This window comes from Metabacillus indicus LMG 22858, assembly GCF_000708755.2.
In the GTDB taxonomy this organism is placed as follows: domain Bacteria; phylum Bacillota; class Bacilli; order Bacillales; family Bacillaceae; genus Bacillus_P; species Bacillus_P indicus.
Map to the genome: position 1 here is coordinate 350,862 of NZ_JGVU02000001.1, position 25,621 is coordinate 376,482.

27 protein-coding genes are annotated in these 25,621 nt (G+C 45.5%); 20 read left to right on the forward strand and 7 right to left on the reverse strand.

The window, feature by feature from the left end; genetic code table 11:
• Positions 1–10: 10 nt before the first annotated feature.
• From AZ46_RS01700 to AZ46_RS01710, 3 genes are all read right to left on the reverse strand, one after another.
• Positions 11–301, reverse strand: a complete 291-nt coding sequence (locus AZ46_RS01700) for an AbrB/MazE/SpoVT family DNA-binding domain-containing protein (RefSeq protein ID WP_029282076.1) — start codon at positions 299–301, stop codon at positions 11–13.
• Between the two features lie 224 nt (positions 302–525).
• Positions 526–975 carry a hypothetical protein gene (locus tag AZ46_RS01705; RefSeq protein WP_029282074.1) on the reverse strand — a complete coding sequence of 150 codons (450 nt, stop codon included), beginning with the start codon at positions 973–975 and terminating at the stop codon, positions 526–528.
• Between the two features lie 52 nt (positions 976–1,027).
• On the reverse strand, positions 1,028–1,234 hold the full coding sequence (locus AZ46_RS01710) for a hypothetical protein (RefSeq protein ID WP_029282071.1): 207 nt from the start codon (positions 1,232–1,234) through the stop codon (positions 1,028–1,030).
• Between the two features lie 145 nt (positions 1,235–1,379).
• On the opposite strand from AZ46_RS01710, the gene AZ46_RS01715 reads away from it, so the two are divergent.
• Genes AZ46_RS01715 through AZ46_RS01725 form a run of 3 tightly spaced genes read left to right on the forward strand, consistent with a single transcriptional unit; the run spans position 1,380 to position 2,541 of the window.
• On the forward strand, positions 1,380–1,700 hold the full coding sequence (locus tag AZ46_RS01715) for an ArsR/SmtB family transcription factor (protein WP_029282069.1): 321 nt from the start codon (positions 1,380–1,382) through the stop codon (positions 1,698–1,700).
• A gap of 27 nt (positions 1,701–1,727) precedes the next feature.
• Positions 1,728–1,955 (forward strand): hypothetical protein, encoded by a 228-nt coding sequence (locus AZ46_RS01720; RefSeq protein WP_029282067.1) that lies wholly within the window; start codon positions 1,728–1,730, stop codon positions 1,953–1,955.
• 16 nt (positions 1,956–1,971) lie between these two features.
• Complete coding sequence (locus tag AZ46_RS01725) at positions 1,972–2,541, forward strand: GNAT family N-acetyltransferase (RefSeq protein WP_029282065.1); 570 nt, start codon at positions 1,972–1,974, stop codon at positions 2,539–2,541.
• A gap of 6 nt (positions 2,542–2,547) precedes the next feature.
• On the opposite strand, the gene AZ46_RS01730 is transcribed toward AZ46_RS01725, so the two are convergent.
• Positions 2,548–3,594 carry a lactonase family protein gene (locus tag AZ46_RS01730; RefSeq protein WP_029282063.1) on the reverse strand — a complete coding sequence of 349 codons (1,047 nt, stop codon included), beginning with the start codon at positions 3,592–3,594 and terminating at the stop codon, positions 2,548–2,550.
• Between the two features lie 202 nt (positions 3,595–3,796).
• On the opposite strand from AZ46_RS01730, the gene AZ46_RS01735 reads away from it, so the two are divergent.
• Positions 3,797–4,570, forward strand: a complete 774-nt coding sequence (locus AZ46_RS01735; RefSeq protein ID WP_029282061.1) for an SDR family oxidoreductase — start codon at positions 3,797–3,799, stop codon at positions 4,568–4,570.
• Between the two features lie 294 nt (positions 4,571–4,864).
• On the opposite strand, the gene AZ46_RS01740 is transcribed toward AZ46_RS01735, so the two are convergent.
• Together AZ46_RS01740 and AZ46_RS01745 are read right to left on the reverse strand one after the other, a co-directional pair.
• On the reverse strand, positions 4,865–5,695 hold the full coding sequence (locus tag AZ46_RS01740; protein WP_029282059.1) for an STAS domain-containing protein: 831 nt from the start codon (positions 5,693–5,695) through the stop codon (positions 4,865–4,867).
• 104 nt (positions 5,696–5,799) lie between these two features.
• Positions 5,800–6,867 carry a DUF3900 domain-containing protein gene (locus AZ46_RS01745; RefSeq protein ID WP_029282056.1) on the reverse strand — a complete coding sequence of 356 codons (1,068 nt, stop codon included), beginning with the start codon at positions 6,865–6,867 and terminating at the stop codon, positions 5,800–5,802.
• A gap of 355 nt (positions 6,868–7,222) precedes the next feature.
• Between AZ46_RS01745 and AZ46_RS01750 the strand changes: the two genes are divergently transcribed.
• Positions 7,223–8,437, forward strand: coding sequence for an acyl-CoA dehydrogenase family protein (locus tag AZ46_RS01750; protein ID WP_029282054.1), 1,215 nt, complete (start codon positions 7,223–7,225; stop codon positions 8,435–8,437).
• Between the two features lie 69 nt (positions 8,438–8,506).
• Here AZ46_RS01750 and AZ46_RS01755 read toward each other — a convergent pair whose 3' ends face one another.
• Positions 8,507–9,391, reverse strand: coding sequence for a MerR family transcriptional regulator (locus tag AZ46_RS01755; protein ID WP_029282052.1), 885 nt, complete (start codon positions 9,389–9,391; stop codon positions 8,507–8,509).
• Between the two features lie 101 nt (positions 9,392–9,492).
• Here AZ46_RS01755 and AZ46_RS01760 point away from each other — a divergent pair, with 101 nt between their 5' ends.
• The 15 genes from AZ46_RS01760 (at position 9,493) to AZ46_RS01830 (ending at position 25,612) form a co-directional block, all read left to right on the forward strand.
• Complete coding sequence (locus AZ46_RS01760) at positions 9,493–10,608, forward strand: serine hydrolase domain-containing protein (protein ID WP_051827018.1); 1,116 nt, start codon at positions 9,493–9,495, stop codon at positions 10,606–10,608.
• Between the two features lie 164 nt (positions 10,609–10,772).
• Positions 10,773–11,093 carry a DUF3870 domain-containing protein gene (locus tag AZ46_RS01765; protein WP_029282048.1) on the forward strand — a complete coding sequence of 107 codons (321 nt, stop codon included), beginning with the start codon at positions 10,773–10,775 and terminating at the stop codon, positions 11,091–11,093.
• Between the two features lie 4 nt (positions 11,094–11,097).
• Positions 11,098–12,780: a sigma-54 interaction domain-containing protein gene (locus AZ46_RS01770; RefSeq protein WP_035206596.1), complete on the forward strand. Its 1,683-nt coding sequence runs from the start codon at positions 11,098–11,100 to the stop codon at positions 12,778–12,780.
• 109 nt (positions 12,781–12,889) lie between these two features.
• Positions 12,890–13,432, forward strand: coding sequence for a DUF420 domain-containing protein (locus AZ46_RS01775; protein ID WP_029282044.1), 543 nt, complete (start codon positions 12,890–12,892; stop codon positions 13,430–13,432).
• Between the two features lie 164 nt (positions 13,433–13,596).
• Positions 13,597–14,097, forward strand: a complete 501-nt coding sequence (locus AZ46_RS01780; RefSeq protein WP_029282043.1) for a sigma-70 family RNA polymerase sigma factor — start codon at positions 13,597–13,599, stop codon at positions 14,095–14,097.
• Positions 14,078–15,412 carry a DUF4179 domain-containing protein gene (locus tag AZ46_RS01785; RefSeq protein WP_029282041.1) on the forward strand — a complete coding sequence of 445 codons (1,335 nt, stop codon included), beginning with the start codon at positions 14,078–14,080 and terminating at the stop codon, positions 15,410–15,412. The genes AZ46_RS01780 and AZ46_RS01785 overlap by 20 nt, the downstream gene beginning before the upstream one ends.
• A 916-nt stretch (positions 15,413–16,328) precedes the next feature.
• Positions 16,329–17,477, forward strand: a complete 1,149-nt coding sequence (locus AZ46_RS01790) for an acyl-CoA dehydrogenase family protein (protein ID WP_029282039.1) — start codon at positions 16,329–16,331, stop codon at positions 17,475–17,477.
• Positions 17,478–17,495: 18 nt separating this feature from the next.
• The gene (locus AZ46_RS01795) at positions 17,496–18,761 is read left to right on the forward strand and encodes an MFS transporter (RefSeq protein WP_051827020.1); all 1,266 of its coding nucleotides are present in this window, start codon (positions 17,496–17,498) and stop codon (positions 18,759–18,761) included.
• Positions 18,762–18,773: 12 nt separating this feature from the next.
• A complete protein-coding gene (locus AZ46_RS01800) occupies positions 18,774–20,393 on the forward strand; it encodes a long-chain-fatty-acid--CoA ligase (RefSeq protein ID WP_051865100.1) in 1,620 nt (539 codons plus the stop codon).
• The gene (locus tag AZ46_RS01805; RefSeq protein ID WP_412768593.1) at positions 20,380–21,252 is read left to right on the forward strand and encodes a 3-hydroxyacyl-CoA dehydrogenase family protein; all 873 of its coding nucleotides are present in this window, start codon (positions 20,380–20,382) and stop codon (positions 21,250–21,252) included. Before AZ46_RS01800 ends, AZ46_RS01805 begins: the two co-directional genes overlap by 14 nt.
• A gap of 1 nt (position 21,253) precedes the next feature.
• Positions 21,254–22,072 carry a 3-hydroxyacyl-CoA dehydrogenase family protein gene (locus AZ46_RS01810; RefSeq protein ID WP_029282031.1) on the forward strand — a complete coding sequence of 273 codons (819 nt, stop codon included), beginning with the start codon at positions 21,254–21,256 and terminating at the stop codon, positions 22,070–22,072.
• A gap of 12 nt (positions 22,073–22,084) precedes the next feature.
• A complete protein-coding gene (locus tag AZ46_RS01815) occupies positions 22,085–23,239 on the forward strand; it encodes an acyl-CoA dehydrogenase family protein (protein WP_029282029.1) in 1,155 nt (384 codons plus the stop codon).
• Between the two features lie 13 nt (positions 23,240–23,252).
• Positions 23,253–24,434: a thiolase family protein gene (locus AZ46_RS01820; RefSeq protein ID WP_029282027.1), complete on the forward strand. Its 1,182-nt coding sequence runs from the start codon at positions 23,253–23,255 to the stop codon at positions 24,432–24,434.
• Positions 24,435–24,824, forward strand: coding sequence for a PaaI family thioesterase (locus tag AZ46_RS01825; protein ID WP_029282025.1), 390 nt, complete (start codon positions 24,435–24,437; stop codon positions 24,822–24,824).
• 5 nt (positions 24,825–24,829) lie between these two features.
• A complete protein-coding gene (locus tag AZ46_RS01830; RefSeq protein WP_029282023.1) occupies positions 24,830–25,612 on the forward strand; it encodes an enoyl-CoA hydratase/isomerase family protein in 783 nt (260 codons plus the stop codon).
• Positions 25,613–25,621 lie beyond the last annotated feature (9 nt).

A 25,621-nucleotide genomic window follows, 5' to 3' on the forward strand; every position in this document is an offset into this window, starting at 1 on the left:
GCAGGGGGTTTTATGGCCGTATGATAAAGCTCGTGCTGCCGCCCAGTCTGTTTTTTAAGATATCTACTCCCTCAGGACTGAGGACAACTTTTCCGTCGCAGCAAACAAAATTGTCCGGATCGATTTTCCCTGTAATGAAGCATTTTTTCTGTGGCTCAAATTTTCTGATCGTGATGGAATGGTGGTCTGCAAATATTTCAACATGATCATAGCGTTTAATGCCTAAATACTTTCTCCATTTTTGAGGCAATGTGACTCTGCCTTCTGAATCCATTTTTCTTAGCACGGTCTGTGTTCTCATTGTATTCCATCCTAATATGTATTTGCACATGCCTTAAGCGCTTTCTTTCTGTTTTCTGCATGTACGGCTCTATTGAAAAGTTTATTTCATGACCATTAAACCGTGCTGAATGAAACCTTAAAATTTGCTTAAATATGTGACAAATTGCCCGGAATTCATATGAAATAAAGGGAATCGGGGCTTTCCGGCCTGAAAGGGTGATGAACATGCGTGAAAAAACTGATTTACCACCAGGTGAAATCAGTTTCAGATGGAACTATTTTCGTGATAAATGCATGATCTTCTTCTGAAAGTCCGTAAACGGCAAGTTCAGTTCCCCAGTGACCGGAATGCAGAACTGTCTCACCGCTGCTGATCAAATTTACCGTAAACCATTTAAGGCGGCCGTTCGTTACGTGGTTCTTTATGAGAAAATCAGAAAGAGCATGTGTTTTCTTTTCGGTGAAAATACAGAGGTCCCCGTCATCGGTCATAACAGTTATTCCTTCAAATTCCTTGAGTTCATTGATTGCAGCTTTCTCATCTTTCCAGCAATGAATCTCAACCGTATCTGCCTTTGTGAGGAAATAAGATATGATTTTTTCCCAATAGGTATATGTTTCTCCGACGGGACTCTGAAAGCCTGAATCATCAGGCGAATAGGAAGGAATTGCAAGCAGTACATTTCGGTTCAAATTACATATGCTCCTTTTCAATGTTTTTACACAGAAATAAGGAAGGAATTTCTTATTTTCTCTCCTCGTATTCTTCATATCTTGCTTCATGTTTGCTTTCATTTAAGGGAATTTCATTCTGATAGTTTCGAACGAGGCCGTTGTCAATATCATTCATGGGTGTGTACTCATTGTTAGGCAGCCTGCGGTTTTTTCTAAGGAGATTAAAAAGGAAAAACCCGACGGCAGCAACGACGCAAATCAGATAAACAGTTTCCAAGCACAGCACCTCCAAATGTTTGTGAGTTAATAGTTCTTGTTAAATGTACGTGAATCCTGCATGATTTGTAACCGACTTCAAAAATAAAGAAATAATACCAATATTTTCTTGATTATCAGTTACACCTGTCATAAAATTATTACATATGAAAAAACAAATGAATGGAGACAGTTTACTTAAGGTTCTGGATGCTCTCTCCAATCCTTACCGGCTGAAAATTATAGCCGTCCTTCATAAGGACCGGCAATACGTCAGCCAGATGGCAAGGGAGCTTGGCATCAGCCGCCCGCTATTATATTTGCATCTCAAGAAGCTTGAAGAAGCGGGACTGATACAGGGAGAGCATGAAATTTCAAACGATGGGAAAGCAATGAAGTATTTTGAGCTTCTGCCCTTCAGTGTTCCGCTCGATGCCGGAATCATTGCAGAAGCATCAGAAAGCATATCTGATAAAAAGAAAGAATAATTGTGCAGAACGAAAAGGAGATATTTTATGGGGGATATTATTACTTTAGTAGGGCCATTGTTATTCTTGATCATCTTCATCATTCTTCCCTTAATTTTTATTATCCGCTATTTCAAACGGATGGAAAAAAGAGCCGAAGAGAGACTGAAACTGGAGAGAGATCATGCGGCTTTTCAGCAGGAACAAGTAAAAGTAAACGAAGAGATAAACCAAAGACTGACTTCCATTGAAAAAATGCTGAAGGAAGTGGAATGAAAAGGAGAGGAGCGCAATGGCTGAAAATAGCAGCATCTGGCAGGGGGAGCTTGTCAGACTCAGGCCTGTTCAGCCGTCTGACTGGGTGAAGTTTCACAAGGACGGGATGGATTCAGAGATAGCTAGACTCAATGATGCTGTCTATGGCCCAAGATCAGAAGAGGGAACAAGACGATGGACAGAAGCTGAGACGGAAAAGGGCTGGAACGGGGATTCGGTCAGACTTTCAATTGAGAATGCAGCGGGGGAATTTGCAGGCAGCATCAGCACGGATAAGTGCGATCCCCGAAACGGCACATTCAGCTATGGCATCAGTATATTCAGAGAGTACTGGAGAAAGGGATATGCAGGAGATGCCATCAGAATTGTGCTTCGGTATTTCTTTGAAGAACTGCGCTATCAAAAAGCAAATGCCCATGTGTACAGTTACAATGAGGCTTCGATCAGCCTGCACAGAAATCTGGGCTTTCAGGAAGAAGGCAGAATGCGGAACATGATCTATACGAAAGGCAGCTATCATGACCTGCTGCTGTTTGGAATCACCAGGGAAGAATATAAAAAAATCTCAGAGCCGCTCAGGCTCTGAGACTTTTTATTGATTTAAGAATTTTACGCAAACCGGATAAGGCACATGAACACCTGACTGCAGAAGAGACAGTTTGCCTGTTTCGCGGTTTCTTTCAAACAGGATCAGGCTGCTGCTTTCCTGGTTGGATGCAATCAGGAAGTTTTCAGTTGGGTCGAGTGCGAAGTCACGCGGCCAGTTTCCTTCAGTGGACGTTCGTTCGACGAATGTCAGTTTACCTGTGTCGCTGTCTGTTTTGAAAACGGCGATGCTGTCATGCCCGCGGTTGCCGGCATACACGAATTGTCCATCAGATGAAATGTGAATCGCAGAACCCTGGCTGTTTTCTGTGAAATCCTCCGGAAGAGTCGAGATATACTGAAGCTCTGTGAAGCTGCCGTCTTCCTTGTAGTCAAGTACAACTACTTCGTTGCTGAGCTCTGTCAGCAGATAAGCAATTTTCCCGTTCGGGTGGAAGGTTAAATGTCTCGGTCCGCTTCCTCTTTTCAGGTGAAGGCTGAAAACTTCATAAAGTTCACCGTCATTTAGTTCATACGTATAAAGTTTGTCAGTGCCAAGATCAATTGCAGCGACGTATTTTTCATCCGGCGTGAAGCCTGCATAGTGGGCGTGGGGAGCGTCCTGTCTTTCTTCATTAGGCCCTGAACCTTCATGCTTGCGGATAGAGAGGGCGGATGAAAGAGTTCCGCTTATCACATCCATCTCATGTGATTCAATCGTTCCGTTATGGTAATTTGCAGATACAACAAACTGGTTGCTTGAATCGACACTTACGTGGCATGGTGATGCTCCTTCGCGAAGCTGCCTGTTAAGCTCCGTCAGTTCCCCTGTTTTCTCATTTCTGGAGTAGGCAACCAAGCCTCCTGCTTCGCCGTCTTTTCCAATCGCATAAACGAAACGGTTATCTTTGCTTAAATTTAAGTATGTAGGACTGCCGATCTCAGCTGCAACGACTGGTTCACTCAGTTTCTTTGCATCTGTATCCAGTGTAAAGGAATAAATCCCTTTGCTGTCTCCCTTTGTATATGTACCAATATACCCGCTGTATTTCATCTTTTATCCTCCTCTAATTGGTATGTCTTTATTTTAGCATAAATCCCGCCAAATCAAGCTATTAACCGTATACCCATATCCTTGTGTGCGGAAAACGTCTGTTTTTGTCGAAAGGGGCGGGGGCTAACGCATCAAATAGTGTAACCTCTTAGACAAACTCTTACTAAGATATAAAGTACTGCACTGCTTTTAGAAAGGAGCAATGAATTTGGATCTATTCAGCTTGAAAAATAAAACGGCAATTGTTACCGGCGGAGGAAAGGGGCTCGGCGCACAAATGGCAAGAGTGCTTGCACTTGCGGGAGCTAATGTTGTCGTATGTTCAAGGGATTTGGAGGCATGCGAAAAGGTCAGTGGCGAACTGGTTTCTTTCGGCGCCCAGTCCCTTGCGATTGCCTGTGATGTAACAAGCCAGAAGGATATCCAGAATGTCATCGACCAGACGGTAGCTCAATTTGGAACAATTGATATCTTAATCAACAACAGCGGTACCTCATGGATGGCGCCTGCGCTTGAACTCCCCGCCGATAAATGGGACAAAGTCATGAATGTCAATGTCAGGGGGGTCTTTCTTTTCAGCCAGGCAGCTGCCAAAGTAATGAAAAGCCAGGGCTCGGGCAAGATCATCAATATCGCCTCAGTGACAGGAATGGGAGGGACTCCCGCAGAGCTTATGGATACGATTGCCTACAGCACAAGTAAAGGAGCTGTCATCAGTTTTACGAAGGACCTTGCAGTAAAACTCGCTCCGGACAATATTCAGGTAAATGCAATCGCACCGGGCTTTTTCCCGACGAAAATGACAAAAACGATTTTAGAAAAAGAGAATGCGGCCATATTAAAAGGGGTGCCTGCCCGCCGCTTTGGTACAGAAGGCGACCTTGACGGTGTTATTCTGCTGCTCTCGGGAAAAGCATCCGATTATATAATCGGCCAGGTATTAGTTGTGGATGGCGGAATAACTGCACTAGTTTAAGAAAAGCCTGTAAATGTCGCCACAAATGAGTAGGTATCACATGTAAAAGTGGCATTACTCCATGTAATGGCGCCACTAATAAAGGTTCCTCAAGTAGAAAAGTGGCAGCATTCTGGTGAGTGGTGCCACTAATCGGGGTTCCTCAAGTAGAAATGTGGCATCACTCCGAGTAATGGTGCCACAAATGAGGGTTCATTATCTAGAAAAGTGGCATCACTCCGAGTAACAACCCGAAACAGAAAAAATCCGAACTGATGAAATCTCAGTTCGGATTTTATTGTATATAAGCTTCTTTTATTGTCGTCTGAAACCAAGGTCATATAAAGCTTTTCTCATGTTAAACTTTGTTTCGATATGATTAAAATCAAGGCCGAGACTCATGATGGTCTGTGCGATTTCAGGACGAAGGCCTGTAAGCACAGTATGGATGCCGCTGATTTTGAGTGCACTGACGATTTTGAAAATCTGATCTGCCACCATAGTATCAATAATGGGAACTCCGGATACATCCAGGATGACTTCTTCAAGATTCAGGCGTGCGCCTTCTCTAAGGGAAACTTCCATGATCAGTGCGGCCCTTCTTGTGTCAACCGCTCCAACAAGAGGAATGACGGCGATTCCTTCTGCCACAGGCACAACGGGAACAGACAGCTCTTCCAATGCTGAATAAGCCACTTCCATTAACTCATTGCTGTGGTTTTCATACACACTGCCGGTCACACTGCACGCTCTGTCAATCAGCGGATCAATCATTTTGGAAACATCCAGCATGGTAATTGCATAAAAATTGTTTTTATGAAGCTCTTCTGTCAAAGTGTCCCAAACAGCCGTCCTGTATGCCCCGATCGCACGGAGGCACTGGGCCAGCGGGACGTCATAATGGATGGCTCTCTTTGCTATTTTCATGCTCCACTGGTCTACTTTTCCCTCAACTTTCACATCACACAGAGCCTGTCCCAAATAACCGATCAGTTCTTCCCGGTAGGCAATTCGCTCTTCTAATGGGAATCCCGAATTCTCCAGCTGCTTAGTATGCTTGGCATCCTGGACGTTCGGAATATTCAAAGTAATTTCACGTGCGTTTTCCTGAATCTTATTGCCTATATAATGCAGTTCGTCTTTCATGAAAGTTCCCCTTTTAACCGATTGAATAGATTAAGTATATAGGATTGAAAGGGAAATAGACAGGTGAGGGGGAGAGAAAATTTAATCGTGCAATCAAGCGGGAGTTATGACTCCCCTTTCCTTGAAATTCTCTCAATAATTGCTCCCAGCTCGTCAGGACGGTGAAATTCAATAGGAGATACCCCTTTTTCAAATTGAATGCTGTCCGCTTCTACGAGGAGGACATATCTACCGTTGATTTTTCCTAAATGAATGTTTTCCCCGTAGTCTGCAAGGAGTCCTTTAATAGAAGTTTCCCCGAGCTTCATCTTCAGCTCGGCTTCAGGTGTATGCTCCACAATTTGCGCAGCCGCTTCAATGACCTGATGGGTATCCAGACGCTCCTGAATTTCCCGCTTCTCGCTTGCTTCCCAGATTTCCATGTCTTGTTCGAACTGCTGGCGTTCCTGGCTGTTCTCTTCATACGTCTCAAGGACATGCTCCTGAACCATGCTCATGACTTGAGTTTTCATGATCTCAGGCATGGATTCGCCGTATTCGACAAACTTCAGAAAATCTTCAAAGTAGCGTGCATGTGACGCCTGATGAATTTTAAGCTCGCCGGGCTCTGTCATTCCTTCTTCAGGCATGTGGGGATATTGGATGGATTTCATATTTTTCGTCGTAATTGCCATCTGCACATTGCGGATCAGAGTTGATTCATCCGAAATGGAAGCCACTTTAGGTTCAAAATCACATTTTAAAATAAACACAAATGAATCCTCAAAATACTTCTCAGGTGTTGCCGACAAAACAAGGAATGCTCCGCCACGGACGGCGCTTGCATCGAGATAGGCAGAAACGAACTTTTCGCCGGCTTCTTTAAAAGCTTCCTTTGTTTCCGCTGTCAGTGCGCGGTGAAAGAGATTATAGTTCGGGTTTGAATCGAGTTCATAACCGGGTTCGACTACGAAGTGTCCGAGTTTTGTAGGGACCTGTTCGCTCCGGGGATGTTTTTCGACCTTCCGTTTTACTATTTTCTTCAGCTCGCCGTCCAGAAAGTCCTTCAGGGCGTTCTGCTCGTACTCTTCCGCCGTTAATGTTTGAAAGTGCTTGTACTGTTTATTGGCATTCTCGTCTTTTCCGTCCACCTGGATCAGATAGAATGAGAGATAATTAATCTTGAATTCCACTGGAATCACCTGCTTCTTTTTTCAGTTCTTCAAGTGTAAAAGATTGGCCATAGGGAGTCAATCGGCAGGATGGAAAATGGAGAAGCGGAAGTCTGATAGAATCTAAATGTATAGAATTTTCAAAAAAAGGTTGCCTGTTTTCGGAATACTGGATATACTTCTAATAACTAATCGCATTTCACGCCTATGGAATTAGCCTTCCTGTGATCCGTGATGACGGTTAGCACCAGTGAACATATGACTAACTCTTATTGCTGTTTTGTCTATGGAAGAGATTTCTTAACGTTGACAAAAGCCGGCTGCCTTTTTGCGCAGCCGGCTTTTTTATATCTACTAAAAGGGGATGAAGCAAATGATGAATTTTAACTTGTCTGAAGAACAGAACGCTGTAAGAAAAATGGTCCGTGATTTCGTTGATAAAGAGATTAACCCGTACATTGCCGAGTGGGATGCGGAAGGTCATTTTGAACCGTCTATTTTGAAAAAACTTGCAGATCTTGGATTGATGGGAATCTGCGTGCCGGAGGAATACGGCGGCAGTGCCATGGATTATAACACTCTAGCGATTGTGTGCGAGGAGCTTGAACGCGGGGATACAGCCTACCGTACTGCCGTTTCCGTTCACACCGGCTTAAACAGCCTGACGCTGCTGCAGTGGGGAAATGAAGAACAGAAGCAGAAATACCTTACTCCGCAGGCAAAAGGGGAAAAAGTTGGAGCGTTCGGCTTAACAGAACCGAATGCAGGGTCCGACGTTGCGGCTTTGCAGACTTCAGCGGTTTTGGAAGGCGATCATTACATACTGAATGGTCAGAAGACGTGGATTTCTCTTTGCGACTATGCTGATCACTTTCTTGTATTCGCTTACACAGATAAAAGCAAAAAGCACCACGGCATTTCGGCGTTTATCGTGGAGCGCACGATGCCTGGCTTTTCGTCCAAAGCCATTAAAGGCAAGCTTGGCATTCGCGCAGGGAACACAGGTGAAATCTTTTTTGACAACATCCGGGTGCCGAAAGAAAACCTTCTTGGCCAGGAGGGGGATGGCTTTAAAATTGCCATGTCCGCTCTTGATAATGGACGGTTTACCGTTGCAGCCGGCGCCTGCGGACTCATTCAGGCGTGTATTGAACAGAGCGTCAACTACTGCCATGAGCGGAAAACATTCGGAAAAGAGATTGGCAAACACCAGCTTGTTCAGCAGATGATCGCCAAAATGGAAGCCGGGTATCACATGTCCCGCCTCCTTGTCTTCAGAGCAGGATGCCTTAAAAACGAAGGAAAACGAAACACAAGGGAAACGTCCCTCGCCAAGTGGCAATCCTGTGATTTCGCAAACGAAGCGGCAAACGATGCGGTACAGATCCACGGTGCGTACGGTTATTCCAATGAATATCCGGTTGAACGATTCCTTAGAAACTCTAAAGCACCTGTCATTTACGAGGGAACAAGAGAAATTCATACCGTGATGCAGGCGGAGTATGTGTTAGGGTACAGAGAAGATAAAACGCTTAGCCATATGCTTCCGAGCTGGCCGTTTGAGGAAGAGAGGGAGAAGGTTAATAACTGAATAATACTCTTTCAGGTAAAAGAAGCAGGCTAAAACGTTCAGCCTGCTTCTTTTTCTATTATGTTTGAATTAATCCTTTTTCTCTATAAGGATCTGAACCTCTGTTAAAATGTTCTCAACAATTTGATCGGGCTGAAGGCTGATCATGTCAGTGTGCAGCAAATCAATCAGCGGACCTGTAGCTCTGTAGTTGTTTTCAATCAGCCATTTTTGAATACGCGAATAAATGTCAATGAACGTATCTTTTCCTGCCATTCCTTTTGTAATCATCGATAAGTACATTCCTTCAGGTATTTCACTTAAAAAGGGAGAATCCTGGAGCTGTCCTGCCGGCATACCGACCTCAAGATCTTTCATCAAACTCTGAAATTCCTTCTGATTGAATCGTTGATTCACATTTATATGATGATGAATTAACAGAAGGTTTCCTGATGGAATCATCTTTTCTTTTTTCGCCAGTTCAATCAGTTCATTAAAATAATGGACATACACACTTAAATTAGCACGCTCAGTCTGCTTTCTCAAAGAAAGAATCTTCCTTGCAGGCTGCCATGAAGTCGTAATAATGGAATCAGAGGGAGAATCAGAATGGATGATTGTTAATTCCTTTTCCATATTTTCAATTCGCTGATTGATGGATGCAGCTGTTTTCTTTAATTCGTATATTTCATCCTCGATTTCATCACGCTTCTTTTTCATGACAGACAGCTGATTTGATAGGCTGTCTTCCTCAAGCATTTTGCTTATGTCCCCAATGGAAAAATTCAGCTCTCTCAAATTTTGGATGATTCTGATCTTGGCAATATCCTTAAAGGTATAGTAGCGGTAGTTTGTGATCTTGTTCAGCCCTGCTGGTTTTAACAGGCTGATTTGATCGTAATAGCGTAATGTTGAAGCAGCTGTGCCGCATAGCTTGGCAGCCTCACCGATTGTGTAGTAGTCTTTTTCATCCATTTTGACACCTCTTGTCTTCTTTTGCGCCTGAGAAAAGTATAACAAATCATCCTATTTTTAAAAAAGAGGTTGACCTTAAAGCTGCTTTAAGGCTGATAATCATGCTTATCAATCAACAAGGAGAAGATTTTACAGTGAAGAAAACAGCCATAATAGTAGCAGCAGTTCTATTTTTTAGCACAGCAGGAGCTGCCGGTTATTTATCCATTCCATTTACAATTTCAAAAAACAATCAATTTCATAAACAGCTGAATCAGTCTGATTATGACAGTCAGAATACAATGAACAGGTTAACTGAAATCATGGACAAAAATGAGGCGGACTCGTTGTTTATTATGGAAGGCCAGAACGTGCTTGCCGAATACGGAGAGAGTGATCAAATTTCAAATGTTGCCTCCGTCAGAAAAAGCCTCATTAGTGCTCTTTTTGGAATTGCCGAGTCAAAAGGATTAATCAATGTAGATCAAACACTGGAGGAGCTGGGGATTGATGACACGAAAAATCCGCTTTCTGAAAAGGAGAAACAAGCGACAGTAGAAGATTTGCTGAAAGCACGGTCCGGTATTTACATTACATCCTTGGGCGAATCAAAAGATATGAAAGAAAAAAGACCTGAGAGAGGCACCTACAGCCATAACGAGCATTACTACTATAACAACTGGGATTTTAATACTCTAGGCGTCATTTTTGAACAGGAGACAGGTACATCCCTAGGTGAAGCTTTCTACGAATGGATTGCCAAACCAACAGAGATGAAGAAATTTCAGCCGTCAAATGTGGTTTATCAGGAGTCAGAAGAAACTTCCATGCCAATGTACAGATTCTACATGTGCGCAGAAGACCTTGCGAGGTTCGGCTCGCTTTATGCCAATGACGGGAAGTGGAGAGATAAGCAAATCATTCCTGAAAATTGGATTGATGCCAGTTTTGAAGCGTACTCTGAAATAACCGATGTCGACAGATTTACGGGGTACGGCTATTTATGGTGGCTGGAAAAGCAAAAGGATCAAATGCTGCAATGGGCGGTTGGCGCAGGGGGACAGTATGTGGTTGTAGATAGAGAAAGCAAGATCTCTCTTGCGATGATGAACAACACGGGGACGTCTCCATTGGGAGTGTTCTGGTACCGTACATTTGATGGAGGGGAAGAACCTTATTCAGATGTCAGGGACGTTTTTGAGCTCGCTAAAAACAGTATAATGAAAAGACAAAAGTAAACTGCTGCCCCTTATGCTTATGCTGAGGGGCATTTTTTATGAGATGCTGTTTTTTCAGAAGGTAACGACTGTACGTTTTTGATACAAAAGGAAGGAGATTCGCGGATTGTAAAGAAGTAAGGTTAGAGAAGCGAAATCATTTACTGAAAGAGAGGGACCTCACCATGCATTCACAGACGATGTTTATTGCGGGACATGCGCGCCTGCCTGCAGGAATGGCGGCGAAGAACGTATACGATATGCTGACCATTACGGTTGAAATTGATAAAAGATATGCGGTGATTCTTGAAGCCTCCTGCACCCTTGCAACGGAGCACGGAAGAGATTTTGTCGGACGCCTTCTCCGGGGCTACAGCCTCCAGAACGGGGTGGATGAAGTCACTGAGCATGTCAGGGAACATTACTGCGGAAAAGCCATCCATGCCATCATCGCTGCGCTGTCTGATTTGCATTTTCAATATCAGCAGCTGAAGATTGAACGGTGAGGACATGAAAACAGAAACGCTGATGAATATCCCTTTTCCGTGCATGATGACTACGGACGAGCAGGTGATTGTACAGGCCAATGCCTCTTTAAAGAAGCTGAGTGGCGGTATGGAAACTGATGGACGCCATATCAATCAAGTATTTGACGTGTGGGATGAGCTTGGCGGCGGGAAGCTGATTCAGGCTGCATGCGGCAACACCAGCTGTATTTTCATAAAAACGTCCATACAGGATTCAGCGGACTGCCTTTATATTGGCACGATTTCGACTGAGCTTGTTTCATTGATTGATGAACTGAAGGAATCAAAGCGGATTAACCGGGAACTGGATGCGATTATTGATAATTCCTATGACGGCATTTACATAACAGATAAAGATGGGGTCACTCTCAGGACGAACCGTGCCATCGAGCGGATTACAGGCATACCAAAGGAATATTACACAGGGAAAAATGTAAACGCTCTTATTGAGCGCGGGATTCTTGAAAATTCAGTGACCCATAAAGTGATGGAAAAAAGAAGAAGCGTGTCAGTGGTGCAGCTCAACCGGACAGGAAAAGAAACGCTGCTGACAGGAAACCCTGTCTTTAACGACAAAGGGGAAATTGAGAGCATTGTTACGAATATCAGAGATCTGTCTGAGCTGAACGATTTGCAGAATGCTCTCAGAAAAGCAACGAAACTCAATGACAGCTATAAAAGGGAAATTGAACGGCTGAAGAGTAAAAACAGCAGCATCAGTGACGTTATCATTGAGAGCGAAGAGCTTGCGGCCATTTATGAAACAGCCGACAGAATTGTCAACGTGGAAGCGACCGTCCTCATTCTTGGTGAGACAGGTGTCGGGAAGGATGTGCTTGCCCGCTACATTTACAGCAGGAGCGGGCGGTCAGATAAAGGGCGGTTTATTAAAGTGAACTGCGGGGCCATCCCGGCGGATCTTCTGGAATCCGAACTGTTTGGCTATGAAGGCGGAGCCTTTACTGGCGCAAATAAACATGGAAAGCCCGGGATGTTTGAACTTGCAGACGGAGGCGTCCTGTTTTTGGATGAGGTGGGCGAGCTTCCGCTAAATCTGCAGGTTAAGCTGCTTCGCGTGATTCAGGAGAAAGAAATTCAGCGGGTCGGTGCAACGGTTTCTAAAAAAGCAGATGTCCGGATTCTTGCTGCGACAAATAAGGACTTGAAAGAAATGGTTCAAAACGGAGAGTTCCGCGAAGATTTATTTTACCGTCTCAATGTTGTTCCAATTTTCATTCCTCCTCTCAGGAACCGGAAAAACGACATACTGCCGATTGTTACTTTCTTTTTGGAAAAAGCCAATCTGAAGTACGGCAAGAGCAAACGGATGGATGCAGCGCTGAAAGATTTCTTTTACACCTACAGCTGGCCGGGAAATGTCCGGGAGCTTGCCAATTTGGTTGAGAGGCTTGTGCTGATCAGTGAAGAGGATGTGCTGACACATGAGAATCTGCCGGCCGAGTACAAAGGGGAAGGGCCGATTAAGCTATCTGAAATTGTCACGTTAAAAGAAGCTGCTGAACTCGCGGAAGAAAAAATCCTGACTCTTGCCGTCCAAAAATACCGGACAACCTATGAAATGGCAGAAGCTCTGGACAGCAGCCAGCCGACGATTGTCCGAAAACTGAAGAAGTACGGACTTGCTGTCAGGCAGCCTGTCCACTAATTTGCCTGAGGAACGGCCTGTCGCCGGCACATCCTTCATACAATTGTCGAATATTCTGCGCTCTCCCCGTGGTACAATAAAGCATATTGAAACACAAGGAGAGAATTTTATGGAACAGACACATCGCTCAGGCAAGAATTACACGGCGATTATCGTAACCCTTTCCCTTGTCGTCAATGCCATCATCCTAGGCTTGTTCTTTTTGCCGATCGGATACGGCGGCGAGGTTACATTCGATATTCATATTTTTCCGCGGATCAATGCCGTACTGAACAGCTTCACCTTTGTCTTTTTAGTCATTGCGCTCGTATCGATTATTAAGAAAAACGTCAAGCTTCATAAAGGCTTCATACTGGCAGCCTTTACTACAACTCTGCTTTTCTGCGTGTCGTATTTGACCTATCATTACCTTTCAGTTGAAACGACCCGGTTCGGCGGAGAAGGAATCATCCGCAGCGTGTACTTCTTTATTTTAATTACACACAGCTTCCTCGCAGCCATCATTGTGCCGCTTGCGCTTTTCTCACTCGTGTGGGGATGGACTGGCCAGCTTGACAAGCACCGCAAAATTGTCCGCTGGAGCATGCCGATCTGGCTTTATGTAAGCTTTACAGGTGTTGTTGTGTATTTGATGATTTCCCCATACTATTAGGGAGCTCAGCTTTTGCTGGGCTTTTTTTTATGTTTTCAAAAGACGGAACTATTTTTAAAAGTATAATGACTATAATAGAACTTTTTTGAAACTTTTCCAGCATGTGTTTCCTCTAACAGCTGAAAGGAGAGGAAGAAGTGGACATACATACAGTAAAAAAAGCGATGAAAGGCAATGAAAAAGCCTTTGAAAAACTTATCAAACAGGAAAGTACAAAGCTGTATAAAACCGCGTTTATATATGTGAGAAACAAAGAAGACGCACTGGATGTTCTCCAGGACACAGTCTGCAAAGCGTTTATCTCGATCGGAACGTTAAAGCAGCCCGAATATTTCAGTACGTGGCTTATGAAAATTTTAATCAGAACAGCCTTTGAGCTGCTGAGAAAAAAGAAGAAAGCCGTTGCCATGGAAAGTGCGTTCCTTGAGAACGTTTCTTTTGTGCAAAAGGAAAATGACCTGGATCTTGTCCGTGCGATAAGCGGACTTAGTGAAAACTACCAGACCGTTATTCTCTTGTTTTATTATCACGATTTACCAATAAGGACGATTTCAGGCATGATGGAAAAACCGGAAAACACAGTGAAAACCTATTTGCGCAGAGCTAAAGCTGAGCTGAAAGCAGCCCTTGAAGGAGGAAAAGACCATGAACAAAAGCTGGTTTGACAGTCAGATCGATGATATTGCCGTACCGGAAGACGACATAATGGCCGCCGTGTCCCGCGGAATACATGAAGGCAAAAAACAGAAAAAGAAGAAAATGTTCGCTTCTGCCGGAGTTTTGTCAGGATCTGCAGCTGCCATCATCCTTGGAACAGGGTTTTTCTTTGCGCCAGTCAATGGGGTGCTCGCGAGTGTTCCACTGATTGGATCACTCTATGAACCGTTCTCTTCCTTTAAGATAGGAAAAGAACTTGCTTCAGCAGGACTGGTCAAGGAACTGAACGAGAAGGCTGAAAGCGGCGGAATAAGTATTACGCTGACAAGTGCTTATTATGAAGGAAATGTTGTCGGAATCACGTTTAAAGCCGAAGGGGAAAACCTGCCGGAGAAATGGAAAGAAGGCCCGAATGATCCCGCTTCCGGCTACAGCCTGTCATTATTTGACGGCAAAGAATCCAGTCAGCTGGCGGGCAGTCATTCACTCGTTGAAACAGAAAATGGATACATTGGAACGGCTGAGTATTACTTGGATGAAAAGAAGCTTCCCTCGGACTTTACTCTTCCGTTGACATTCACTTCAATTGCCGGAGAAAAAGGTGACTGGAAATTTGAAGTACCTTTAAAGCGGATTGAACCTAAGGTACTTGCCGTAAACGGAGTGTCGAAATCAGGAAGCGAATCGGTAACTATTCAAACTGTCGCAAAAGGGAAAGCGACGACAGTGATTGAATACAAAACGATTCTTTCAAACGAATATGACCAACTCTCTTTTAAGATAAAGGATGCAGGAGGCAAAGAACAGTTTCCAGTGAGCAGCGAGGTGATCCGTTCTGAGAAAAAAGCTGGAATGATCGTCACAGACTGGCGCGTGTTATATACAGATGATCTTTTAAAAAATGAAGATGTGTTAACAGTTCTTCCTGTTATTGAAAGGGATGAGTCTCCGACAATGGCTAAACTGTCACCAGCGCTTGTCGTTGAAAGCAGCCGGTTTGGCTATCAGCTGCGCGTGGAACAGTTGAAAAGAGATGGTGATCAGCTCATTGTTGATTATCATCTTTCAAATGCTTCTGGTGAGGCATTCAAAAAGGATGTACTCCAGAACTTTGCAGAAGGGGTTTCCATCAAAAACACAGAGACTTTTATGAACGGTAAAATAAGTATAGCTGCTGATCAGAAGGAACTCCGCTTTCAGTCGGTCTATGCCATTCCCTCTGAAACCGATATGAAAGATTTAACACTGTCTGTGCCGTTTGGTGTACTTAGCATGAACCGGCCTTCTGAAAAAATGGAGCCGATTAAAATAGAGTTGGAATAGGACGGTTTGTACCTGATATAAAATGATGCTCCCAACCTATAGTTGGGGGCTTTTTTAGTGGTGAAAACAGCAATCAGCCGCAGCAAAAAAAGAGCGAAGATGCCTCTTTTCTAGAAACCTTGTGACCAGGATACCTGCTCCATTAAAAAAAGAGGTCATCTCAGAGTCTCTAAACGAGCTAACAGTCCGAATCCAGTGTCTAACGATCCGAATCGCACCTCTAACAAGCGCGATACCCGGTCTAACGATCCAACTAGGCTTCTAACCGTCCAACGCCAAATCCATGCCGCACCGAGTTTGTGCTGCTAACTCAAGATTAGAACACTATCGGCTGGGCCTCGCACCGAGTTTGTGCTGCTAACTCATTTATACAACACTTTCGGGCTGGCCCCGCACTGAGTTTGTGCTTCTAAATCATGTATAGAACACTTTCGGTGGGGCTCCGCACTGAGTTTGTGTTGCTAAATGATTTATAGAACACTTTCGGCGGGGCTCCGCACTGAGTTTGTGCTGGTAAATCATGTATAGAACACTTTCGGCCGAGCCCCGCACCGAGTTTGTGCTGCTAACTCAAGTTTAGAACACTATCGGCTGGGCTTCGCACTGAGTTTGTGCAGCTAACTCATGCATAGAGCACTTTCGGCTTGGCCCCGCACTGAGATTGTGCTGCTAATTCATAATAGTCTAAAGCCAGCACCAATCAGCCCTTGATGCTCCCGAAGGTTTGGCACAGCACCCTCCATCATTCATTCCTGAATCCTCTGATTCAAAAATGAATCGCAAATACCCCGTAATCTCGACAAATTCAATTCAAAAATGAATCACCTCATTCTTTAAATCCTTTAAGATTCCCGTTTTACATCTTGGCACACTTCTTGCATCTATATAAGCAACAACAAAAAAGGGGGATTTAAGGATGCAGGCAACCGTCACACCGGAAATTGAACAAATGAGGAAAATGGTTAGGAGTTTTGTTGATCAGGAGGTTGAACCGTACGCTCAGCAGATTGAGGATGAGGACAGGATTCCGGATCATCTTGTGGAGCAGGCGAAGGATCTGGGACTGTTTGGGATCAGCATTCCTGAGGAGTACGGCGGTATTGGGCTGAATGCGGTCGGAAAGGCGGTCGTGCTTGAACAGCTCGGTCATACCCACAATGGGTTTGTCAGTCTGATCAGCGCTCACACTGGCATCGGAAGCACAGGACTGGTGAAGCTCGCATCAGAGCACTTAAAACAAAAATATTTGCCGGAAATGGCAGCGGGGAAAAAGATTGCTGCTTTTGCATTATCTGAGCCGGGTGCGGGATCTGATGCGACGAATCTTTCAACTCGTGCAGAAAAAAGAGGCAATCAGTGGATCTTGAACGGAACGAAGCATTTCATTACGAATGCGCCAGTTGCGGATGTGTTCACTGTTTTTGCTCTGACGGACAAGGATAAGGGAGCAAAAGGCGGAATCACCGCGTTTTTAATCGAAAAGGATTTTCCGGGATTTTCTCTTGGAAAAAAAGATAAAAAAATGGGTCTTCGCGGGTCTCATACGGCACAGCTGATTTTTGAGGACTGTATCGTTCCTGAGGAAAATGTGATTGGTGAGGTCGGGATGGGATACATGTCGGCACTGAAAATTCTCAGTGAAGGCAGGGTTGGCCTTGCTGCTAGGGCTGTCGGGTCATGCGACAAACTGATAGCGCTTTCAGCATCTTACGCAAAAGAAAGGGTACAATTCGGAAAACCGATTGCCGACAATCAGGCGATCCAATGGATGCTTGCGGATATGGCAACTGAAACAGAGGCAGCACGTACTTTGACTTACATGGCAGCATCTATGATTGACGAAGGGAAAAAAGTAATCAAAGAAGCATCGATGGCTAAGCTTTTTGCATCCGACGTTTTTAACCGCGTTGCGGACAAAGCGGTACAGATTCACGGCGGGATGGGCTATGTTTCCGACTATCCGGTTGAGCGCTTTTACCGTGATGCGCGAATTACTAAGATTTATGAAGGAACGAACGAAATTCAGCGTCTGATCATTGCTAGACGCGTGCTTGAAGAAAATTAGGCGACTGGGGGAATCAACATGCGCTGGACTGTGCTTGTACTGCTGTTTTTCGGAATGTTCATTAACTTTGCTGATAAATCCATTACTGGACTTGCGGCTGTGCCGATTATGAAGGAATTTAATCTTTCCTATGCCGACTGGGGTCTTGTGGGAAGCAGCTATTACTGGCTGTATCCGGTGACGGGTATTTTCGGGGCTGCCTGGGCAGACAGAGTCGGAGCGAAGAAGGTTCTCGGTTTTCTGATGCTTACGTGGGCTGTGCTGCAGATTGGAGTACTGGCCATTGCCGGTCTTCCGCTTCTTTTGCTTTACCGGTTTTTGCTCGGAGCCTTTGAAGGTCCGTTCAGTCCGATTGCCTATAATCACGCCAATACGTGGTTTCCGCCGAAGCTTCGCGGCCTGGCAAATTCCGTTGTCGTTTCAGGAGCAACTCTTGGAGCCATGGTCGCCGCTCCGATTTTAGTCGCCCTGATACACATGTTCGGCTGGAGGGTTGCGTTTGCAGTTCTTGGTCTGGCAAGCATTGTGTGGTTTGTGGCGATTCAGTTTACTAGAGATGTTCCTCGTGCAGATGAGCTTGAAGAAGAGGAAAAGCCAAAAGTGAAAAAACTCGAAAAACTTGATTTGAAAGCATTTATGCTGATGCTGTCAAAACCTTCCGCCCTTTTTACGACGCTTGCTTATTTTTCAACCTATCTTCTTGTCGTCTGGTTTGCCGTCTGGCTCCCTGTTTACCTTGTGAAGGTTGTCAATATGAGCAGCATGGAGATGGGTTATGCCGTTTCTGGCATTGGTCTCGTTTCAGTCGGCGTTTATATCGGAGTATCTGTTTTATCAGACAGAATGTTTAAGAAAAACAAAGACTGGAAGACCTCGCGTGTTTATGTTGTCGGTTACGCCATGATTATCGGGGCAGTGCTTCTTGCTTCTACTGCTCTTGTCACAAACGCTGTCTGGGTCATCATCGCGATGTGCCTTGCTAAAGGTCTTACATACGCCATCCTGACGATAGGACCGACGATCATGATTCAGCTTCTGCCTGACAGGGGAAATCTTATGACGAGTATTCTGACGTCTTCAGGGAATCTTGCGGGAATTGTAGGTCCGCTTATTACAGGGTATATCGTTGCTGCCGGCGGAGAAAACAGTGCAGCAGGGTTCGACTGGTCCATCTTGTTTATGGCCGGACTGATCGTTTTGTTCGGAGTCTTATTTACTGCATTTGTCAGACCGCAGCAGAAAATCGATTTTGCGCCCGAGCAGCAGGCCGCAATTGGCAAGTAGGGGGTATACATTGTGAAAAAAGGAATAGAACGGCCCTGGCACTCTTTTTACCAGCACAGGGATGTCCATCTGCCTGAGCAATCTCTCTACATGATGCTGCAGGATACAGCAGAGAGATACGGAAATCAGACGGCCATTTTGTTTGAAGGAGAAGAGACGTCATATTTGGAGCTTAAAGACCGTGTTGAAAGGCTGGCAGGAGCCTGGAGGGAACTGGGCCTTGTAAAAGGGAACCGTATTGGCCTGATGCTAGCCAATCACCCTGATTATGTTGTTTCGTACTATGCCGCACATGCACTTGGTCTTGTTGTGGTTCAGATTAATCCGATGTATACGGCCCGGGAGCTTCTTCAGATTGTGATGGACGCGGAAGTGACCGCTATCGTCGCAGATAAAGCGGGAAGAGAAACCATCAGGAAAATCAGTGATATCTTCACTTTCTCTTATACATTTGGTTCTCAGCCGGACGGGCAGGACGATTCATTTTCCAGTCTTGATCACTTGATTGAATCCGGGAAGCCTCTCCATCAGCCGGAAGAAATTGATGCAGCGGAAGATGTGGCGGTGATTCAGTACACAGGCGGGACAACCGGAAAAATGAAAGGCGCCATGCTCACTCACTACAACCTGACCGCAAATGTCTATCAAAGCTACCTGATGTATGGCGACTCTATGATTCAAGGAGAGGAAACCGTACTCATTGCAACGCCTCTCTACCATGTTTACGCGATGACAAGCGGGATGAATCTTGGCATTTTCATAGGCGGAAGGCTTCTGCTTTTCCGAAAATTTGAGATTGATGATGTTCTGGAAAAAATCAAAGTGTACAGACCGACTTTTTTTCCCGGTGTTCCAAAGATGTACATTGCGTTTGTCAATCATCCCCAAATTGAGGAAGCGAAGCTCCATTGCTTAAAGTTGTGTTCCTCAGGGTCTGCACCGCTTCCGGTGGAAATCATTCAGCGCTTTGAAAAGCTGACAGGTACAAGAATCGGAGAAGGGTTCGGTCTTTCCGAAGCTTCACCTTCCACCCACCGCAATCCGCCTTTTGGAAAACGGAAAATAGGGAGCATCGGCATTCCTGTTCCCCTGACAGACTGCATGATTGTAGATGAAGACAACAGGGAGCTCGGTCCAAAAAGCGTGGGGGAACTGCTGATTAAGGGACCCCAGATTATGAAGGGCTACTGGAAAAATGAAAGCGAAACGCATGCAGCACTTCAAAACGGCTGGCTGTATACGGGAGATCTCGCGACGATGGATGAAGAAGGCTATTTTTACATCGTCGGGCGGAAAAAGGAAATGATCATTCTTGGCGGATTCAATGTTTATCCTCAGGAAATTGAGGGTGTCCTTTATGAGCATCCGGATGTAAAAGAAGCTGCTGTAGTAGGGCTGCCTGATGAAGAACACGGGGAGAGAGTCAAAGCTTACGTTGTTCCTAAAGATGGAAGACTAATAGATGCAGAGGAATTAAAAGGATACTGCTATACAAAGCTGACGCCTTATAAAGTGCCGAAGCAGTTTGAAGTCAGGGAGAGCCTCCCGAGAAACACAGTGGGAAAACTGCTGAAGCGGCTGCTTATTAAAGAAGAGAGTTTGAAAGGGGAGAATGGAAATGAAGATTCATGAGATTGCTGTTATTGGTTCAGGAACAATGGGGTCGCAGATTGCCATGGTGTGTGCACTTTCAGGCTATCCTGTAACGCTTCAGGATGTGAGCGGAGAAAGTCTGGCAAAAGCAAAGGATTTTCTTCATCAGCAGATGGATAAGCGGGTGAAAAAGGGGAGGTATACAGCTGAAGAAACGGATGCTGCATTCAGCAGAATTTTATTTACCTCAAACCTGGCGGATGTAAGAGATGCCGACCTTGTCATTGAGGCCATTGTTGAAAAGCTGGATGTAAAAAGAGAACTGTTCAGGCAGCTGGATAAAATCACGCAGCCGCATGCTATTTTGGCTACAAACAGCTCAACGATCGTAAGCTCGAAACTTGCTGATGCGACCAGCCACCCTGACAAAGTCTGCAACATTCACTTTTTTAACCCAGCCCTTGTCATGGAGCTTGTAGAAGTCGTAAAAGGGCCGCACACGTCAGAAGAAACAGCTCATACAGCCATGGAATTTGTTAAAACGATTAAAAAGACTCCTGTTTTGCTGAAAAAAGAGATTTCTGGTTTTATAGCCAACCGCATATTAGGCAAGCTCATGGATGAAGCTGTCTTTCTGCTTGAAAACGGTTATGCCTCTCACGAAGAAATTGATCTTGTGTGCACAAAAGCGCTGAATCATCCGATTGGTCCTTTTGCCCTGATGGACCTGACCGGTATTGACGTCAATTACTTTGTCCGCATGCAGCGCTATGAAGAGAGCGGGGACGAACGCGACATGCCTGCAAAGATAGTCCGTGAAAAAGTACAGAACGGAGAACTCGGCCGGAAGACCGGAAAAGGCTTCTATACGTATGAAAAGGCCGCTGTGGAGGGATAGGGTGAAAAAAATCAGTGTGATCGGTGCAGGTACAATGGGGCGGGGAATTGCTTATGCATGTGCTGCTGCAGGCTATGAAGTGACCATACAGGACATATCAGAACAATCTTTGGAAACAGCGCGCTCTTATATCAGCAAGCAAGCCGCAAAAGCCGGATTAAGCATAGAGAACGCAAACCTTGAATTTACAACTGACCTGAAATCAGCTGCTGCGGACGCCGACTTAATCATAGAAGCCGTTCTTGAAGTAATGGATCTTAAAATCAGCGTGTTTAAAGAGCTTGACCGATATGCAAAGCCTTCAGCCATTCTTGCGACGAATACATCAACCATGAGCCCGACTGAAATTGCCGCGCAGACAGGCAGACCGAAGCAGTGTATTGCCCTGCACTTTTTCAACCCTGTCCCTAAAATGAAGCTGATTGAAATCATATGCGGTCTCGAAACATCAGATGAAACGGTTGAAAGCTGCTTTCATTTCGGCGAAAAGCTTGGAAAAGAATGCGTGAGAATCAATGAATACCCGGGTTTTGCGGTCAGCCGGATGAATTGCCTGATCGGCAATGAGGCGATGACGATGCTTATGGAGGGTGTCGGATCTGCAGAAGACATCGATAAAGCCATGAAGCTCGGATTAAATCACCCTATGGGGCCTCTGGAATTAGCCGATTTGGTGGGACTTGATACAAGGCTTCGCAACATGGAATATCTGCACCGGACACTCGGTGAAAAATTCCGACCTTGTCCGATTCTTGTGAAATACGTGAAAGCCGGATGGCTCGGAAAGAAAAGCGGACGCGGTTTTTATACTTACAGCTAGGAGGCCATGCATATGAATTTTCAATTGGATGAGGATATTCTTCTGTTAAAGCGGGGTGTCCGCGACTTTGTTCAAACAGAGGTTGAAGCGGCTGCAATGGAAATTGAAGAATCGAATGCAATCCCTGAACGGATCATTGCCATGTCAAAAGAGCTTGGATTATTTGGTTTAAGTATTCCTGAAGAATACGGGGGCCTTGGCATCGGAATGGTTGGAAAGTGTGCTCTGTACGAAGAGATTGGCGCCACACATAACGGGTACACCACGCTGATTGGCGCCCATACAGGAATCGGCACCGTTGGAATTGTGGAAATGGGGAATGAAGAGCAAAAACAAAGATATCTCCCTAAAATGGCAGCCGGAGAGCAGATCGGAGCGTTTGCCCTGACTGAGCCGAGCGCCGGATCCAATGCGACAAACCTGAAAACAACAGCTGTAAAAAGAGGTGATAAATACATCCTGAACGGGACGAAGCATTACATTACAAACGCGACGGAAGCAGGTGTTTTTACGGTAATGGCTGTGACGGATCCCGCCAAAGGTCCGAAGGGAATCACCTCCTTTATTGTGGAAAAAGATTTTCCCGGCTTCCAAGTAGGAGCTGTTGAAAAGAAAATGGGCCTTCGCGGGTCTCATTCGGCTGAAATCATCATGGAGGATTGTGAGGTTCCAGCAGAAAACGTTCTCGGTGAGGAAGGGCAGGGGTATGTGAATGCCCTGAAGATTCTGGCCAACGGAAGAGCGGGGCTTGCTGCAAGGAATCTTGGTTCATGTCAAAAACTGCTCGATCTTTCCATGCTTTATGCAAAGGACAGAGTGCAATTTGATGTTCCAATCTTTGAGCATCAGGCAGTTTCCCACATGATTGCGGAGATGGCCATGGAAATTGAAGCATTGCGTTCTTTTACCTACAGGGTCGCCTGGATGGTTGATGAAGGCATGAAAGTCATAAAAGAAGCAGCCATGCTGAAGCTGTTCGGGTCAGAGGTGTACAACAGAATTGCAGACAAAGCGGTTCAAGTGCACGGCGGGATCGGGTACATTGCGGATTATCCGATTGAACGTTTTTTCCGTGATGCAAGAATCACAAGAATTTATGAAGGCACGTCCGAAATTCAGAAGAACATCATTGCAGGCCAGCTGAAAAAGCAGTATCAGCAGCAATAGAAAGGGTGAGGGTATGGATTCAATTATTATTGCAAGTGCTGTCCGGACAGCGATTGGGCGCTACGGGGGAACGCTTAAGGACGTTGAGGCAAGCATGCTCGCAGCAAGGGTCATTCAGGAATCCGTTGTCCGCGCTGGGATTACGCCCGAACAGGTGGACGAAGTCATTTTAGGCGAAGTCAGGCAAACGACAATGGCTTCAAATGTTGCCAGGGTGGCAGCGCTCCGTGCGGGGATTCCTGAAACTTCACCCGCCTTTTCCATCAACCGCCTCTGCGCATCCGGCATGCAGGCCATCGCATCAGGAGTTCAGCAGATCATGTCAGGCCAAGCCGAGATTGTAATTGCCGGCGGAACCGAAAACATGAGCCAGGCTCCCATTTATTTACGGGGATCACGCTTTGGCGGGGATGCAGCTGTACTTGTTGATTCAAACAAAGAAAATGGCCAGCAGCCTAAAGAGATCTATGGCGAGCACCTCGGAATGGGAATAACAGCTGAAAATGTAGCCGAAAAGTATGGCGTTTCAAGGGAAGATCAGGATGCTTTTGCAATTGAAAGCCAGCAGAGAACAGCGAGAGCGGTTCATCAGCAGCTTTTTGAAGAGGAGATTGCACCTGTTGAAGTGCCGAATAAAAAAGGCCCGGTTACATTCAAGACAGATGAACACCCCCGTCCGGAATCAACCTATGAAAAGCTGTCACAGCTAAAGCCCGCTTTCCGCAAATCAGGCACGGTCACGGCAGGGAATGCGTGCGGCAGAAATGACGGGGCTGCAGCCGTTGTCCTGATGAGGGAGAGTAAAGCCAAAGAGCTTGGAATTACGCCAATGGCAAGAATCACAGATTGGGCAGCGGCAGGTGTTTCCCCGGAAATTATGGGAATCGGACCCGTCCCTGCCGTAAGAAAACTGCTCGAGAGGACGGGGAAATCCATAGAAGACATCGATTTATTCGAAGTGAATGAAGCCTTTGCTTCCCAGGCTCTGGCCGTCATAAGAGAGCTTGGACTCGATTCTTCGAAAGTGAATGTAAACGGGGGAGCGATAGCACTCGGTCATCCGCTTGGGGCTACTGGTGCAAGAATAACGGTCTCTCTGCTGCATGAAATGAAGCGTTCCGGCAAAAAGACAGGAATTTCAACACTGTGCATCGGCGGCGGACAGGGAATGGCCCTGATGCTGGAGCTCGTTTAAATGAAAGCTCCGGACATGGTGCATTCCTCGTTTTTCAGCCATTTATCAATGAAAAGAGAAGAGAATCAAGGAGACTCTGTTGTTATTTCGGTTGCGACGTGCAGGGAGCATCTGCTTGATGAGGATACGGTTGGGTCCGGTGTGTTTTACACACTGCTTGATATTGCCATGGGGACTGCAGCATCACTCGCAGGAGCAGCTCCCACTGCAACCATCGTTCTGAGTTCAACGATCATAGACCCGACACCTGCTCCATTTTTCACTTGTACAGCTAAGGTTATCTGCTCCAGGGACGGGATAGCATCTGCAGAAGGCTGGGTATACAAATCAAATCAGACATTGGCAGCTATTGGACACGGAGATTTTAAATTGCTGAAAACAAGGGGCTGAAATAAATGAATGCTTTTGCAAATATTGAAGTGAAAAAATCAGGGCAGCTTGCCTATTTGATCATTAACCGTCCTGAACGCAGAAATGCATTAAATAAAGAAACACTTGATGAAATGACCGAGGCTCTTCAGGAACTGGCAAAAGACGATGAAACAGGCTGCATCATCTTTTCAGGGAGCGGCGAGAAATCATTTGCCGCCGGAGCTGATATTGGCCAGCTAAAAACACGGACTGCTCTGGATGTCTTTAATCCTGGTGGGATGCAGCAGGTATACGACTACATAGAGACATATGAAAAGCCGACGATTGCCATGGTCAATGGATTTGCATTAGGAGGAGGCTGCGAGCTTGCTATGGCTTGTGACATCCGCATTGCCTCTGAACTTGCAAAGTTCGGATTGCCCGAACTGAATCTCTCCATTATCCCGAGTGCCGGCGGGACGCAGCGGCTTGCAAGACTGATTGGAAAAGGGCCCGCGATGAACATGATTCTGAGAGGGAAAATCATTGATGCAAACGAAGCCTATCGCATCGGCTTAGTGTCTGAGGTGGCAGAAAGCGGACAGCTGCAGGCTAGAACAGAAGAAACGGCAAAGGAAATTTTATCGAAAGGGCCGCTTGCTGTAAAGCTTGCCAAACTTGCTGTACATGCAGGATTTGATGCCGATCAGAGAACGGGTCTTCTTATTGAGAAGCTCGCACAGGCCGTCCTGTTTTCCACAGAGGACAAAAATGAGGGAACGGCAGCTTTCTTAGAAAAAAGAAAGCCGCAGTTTACGTCCAGATAGAAGGGGTGG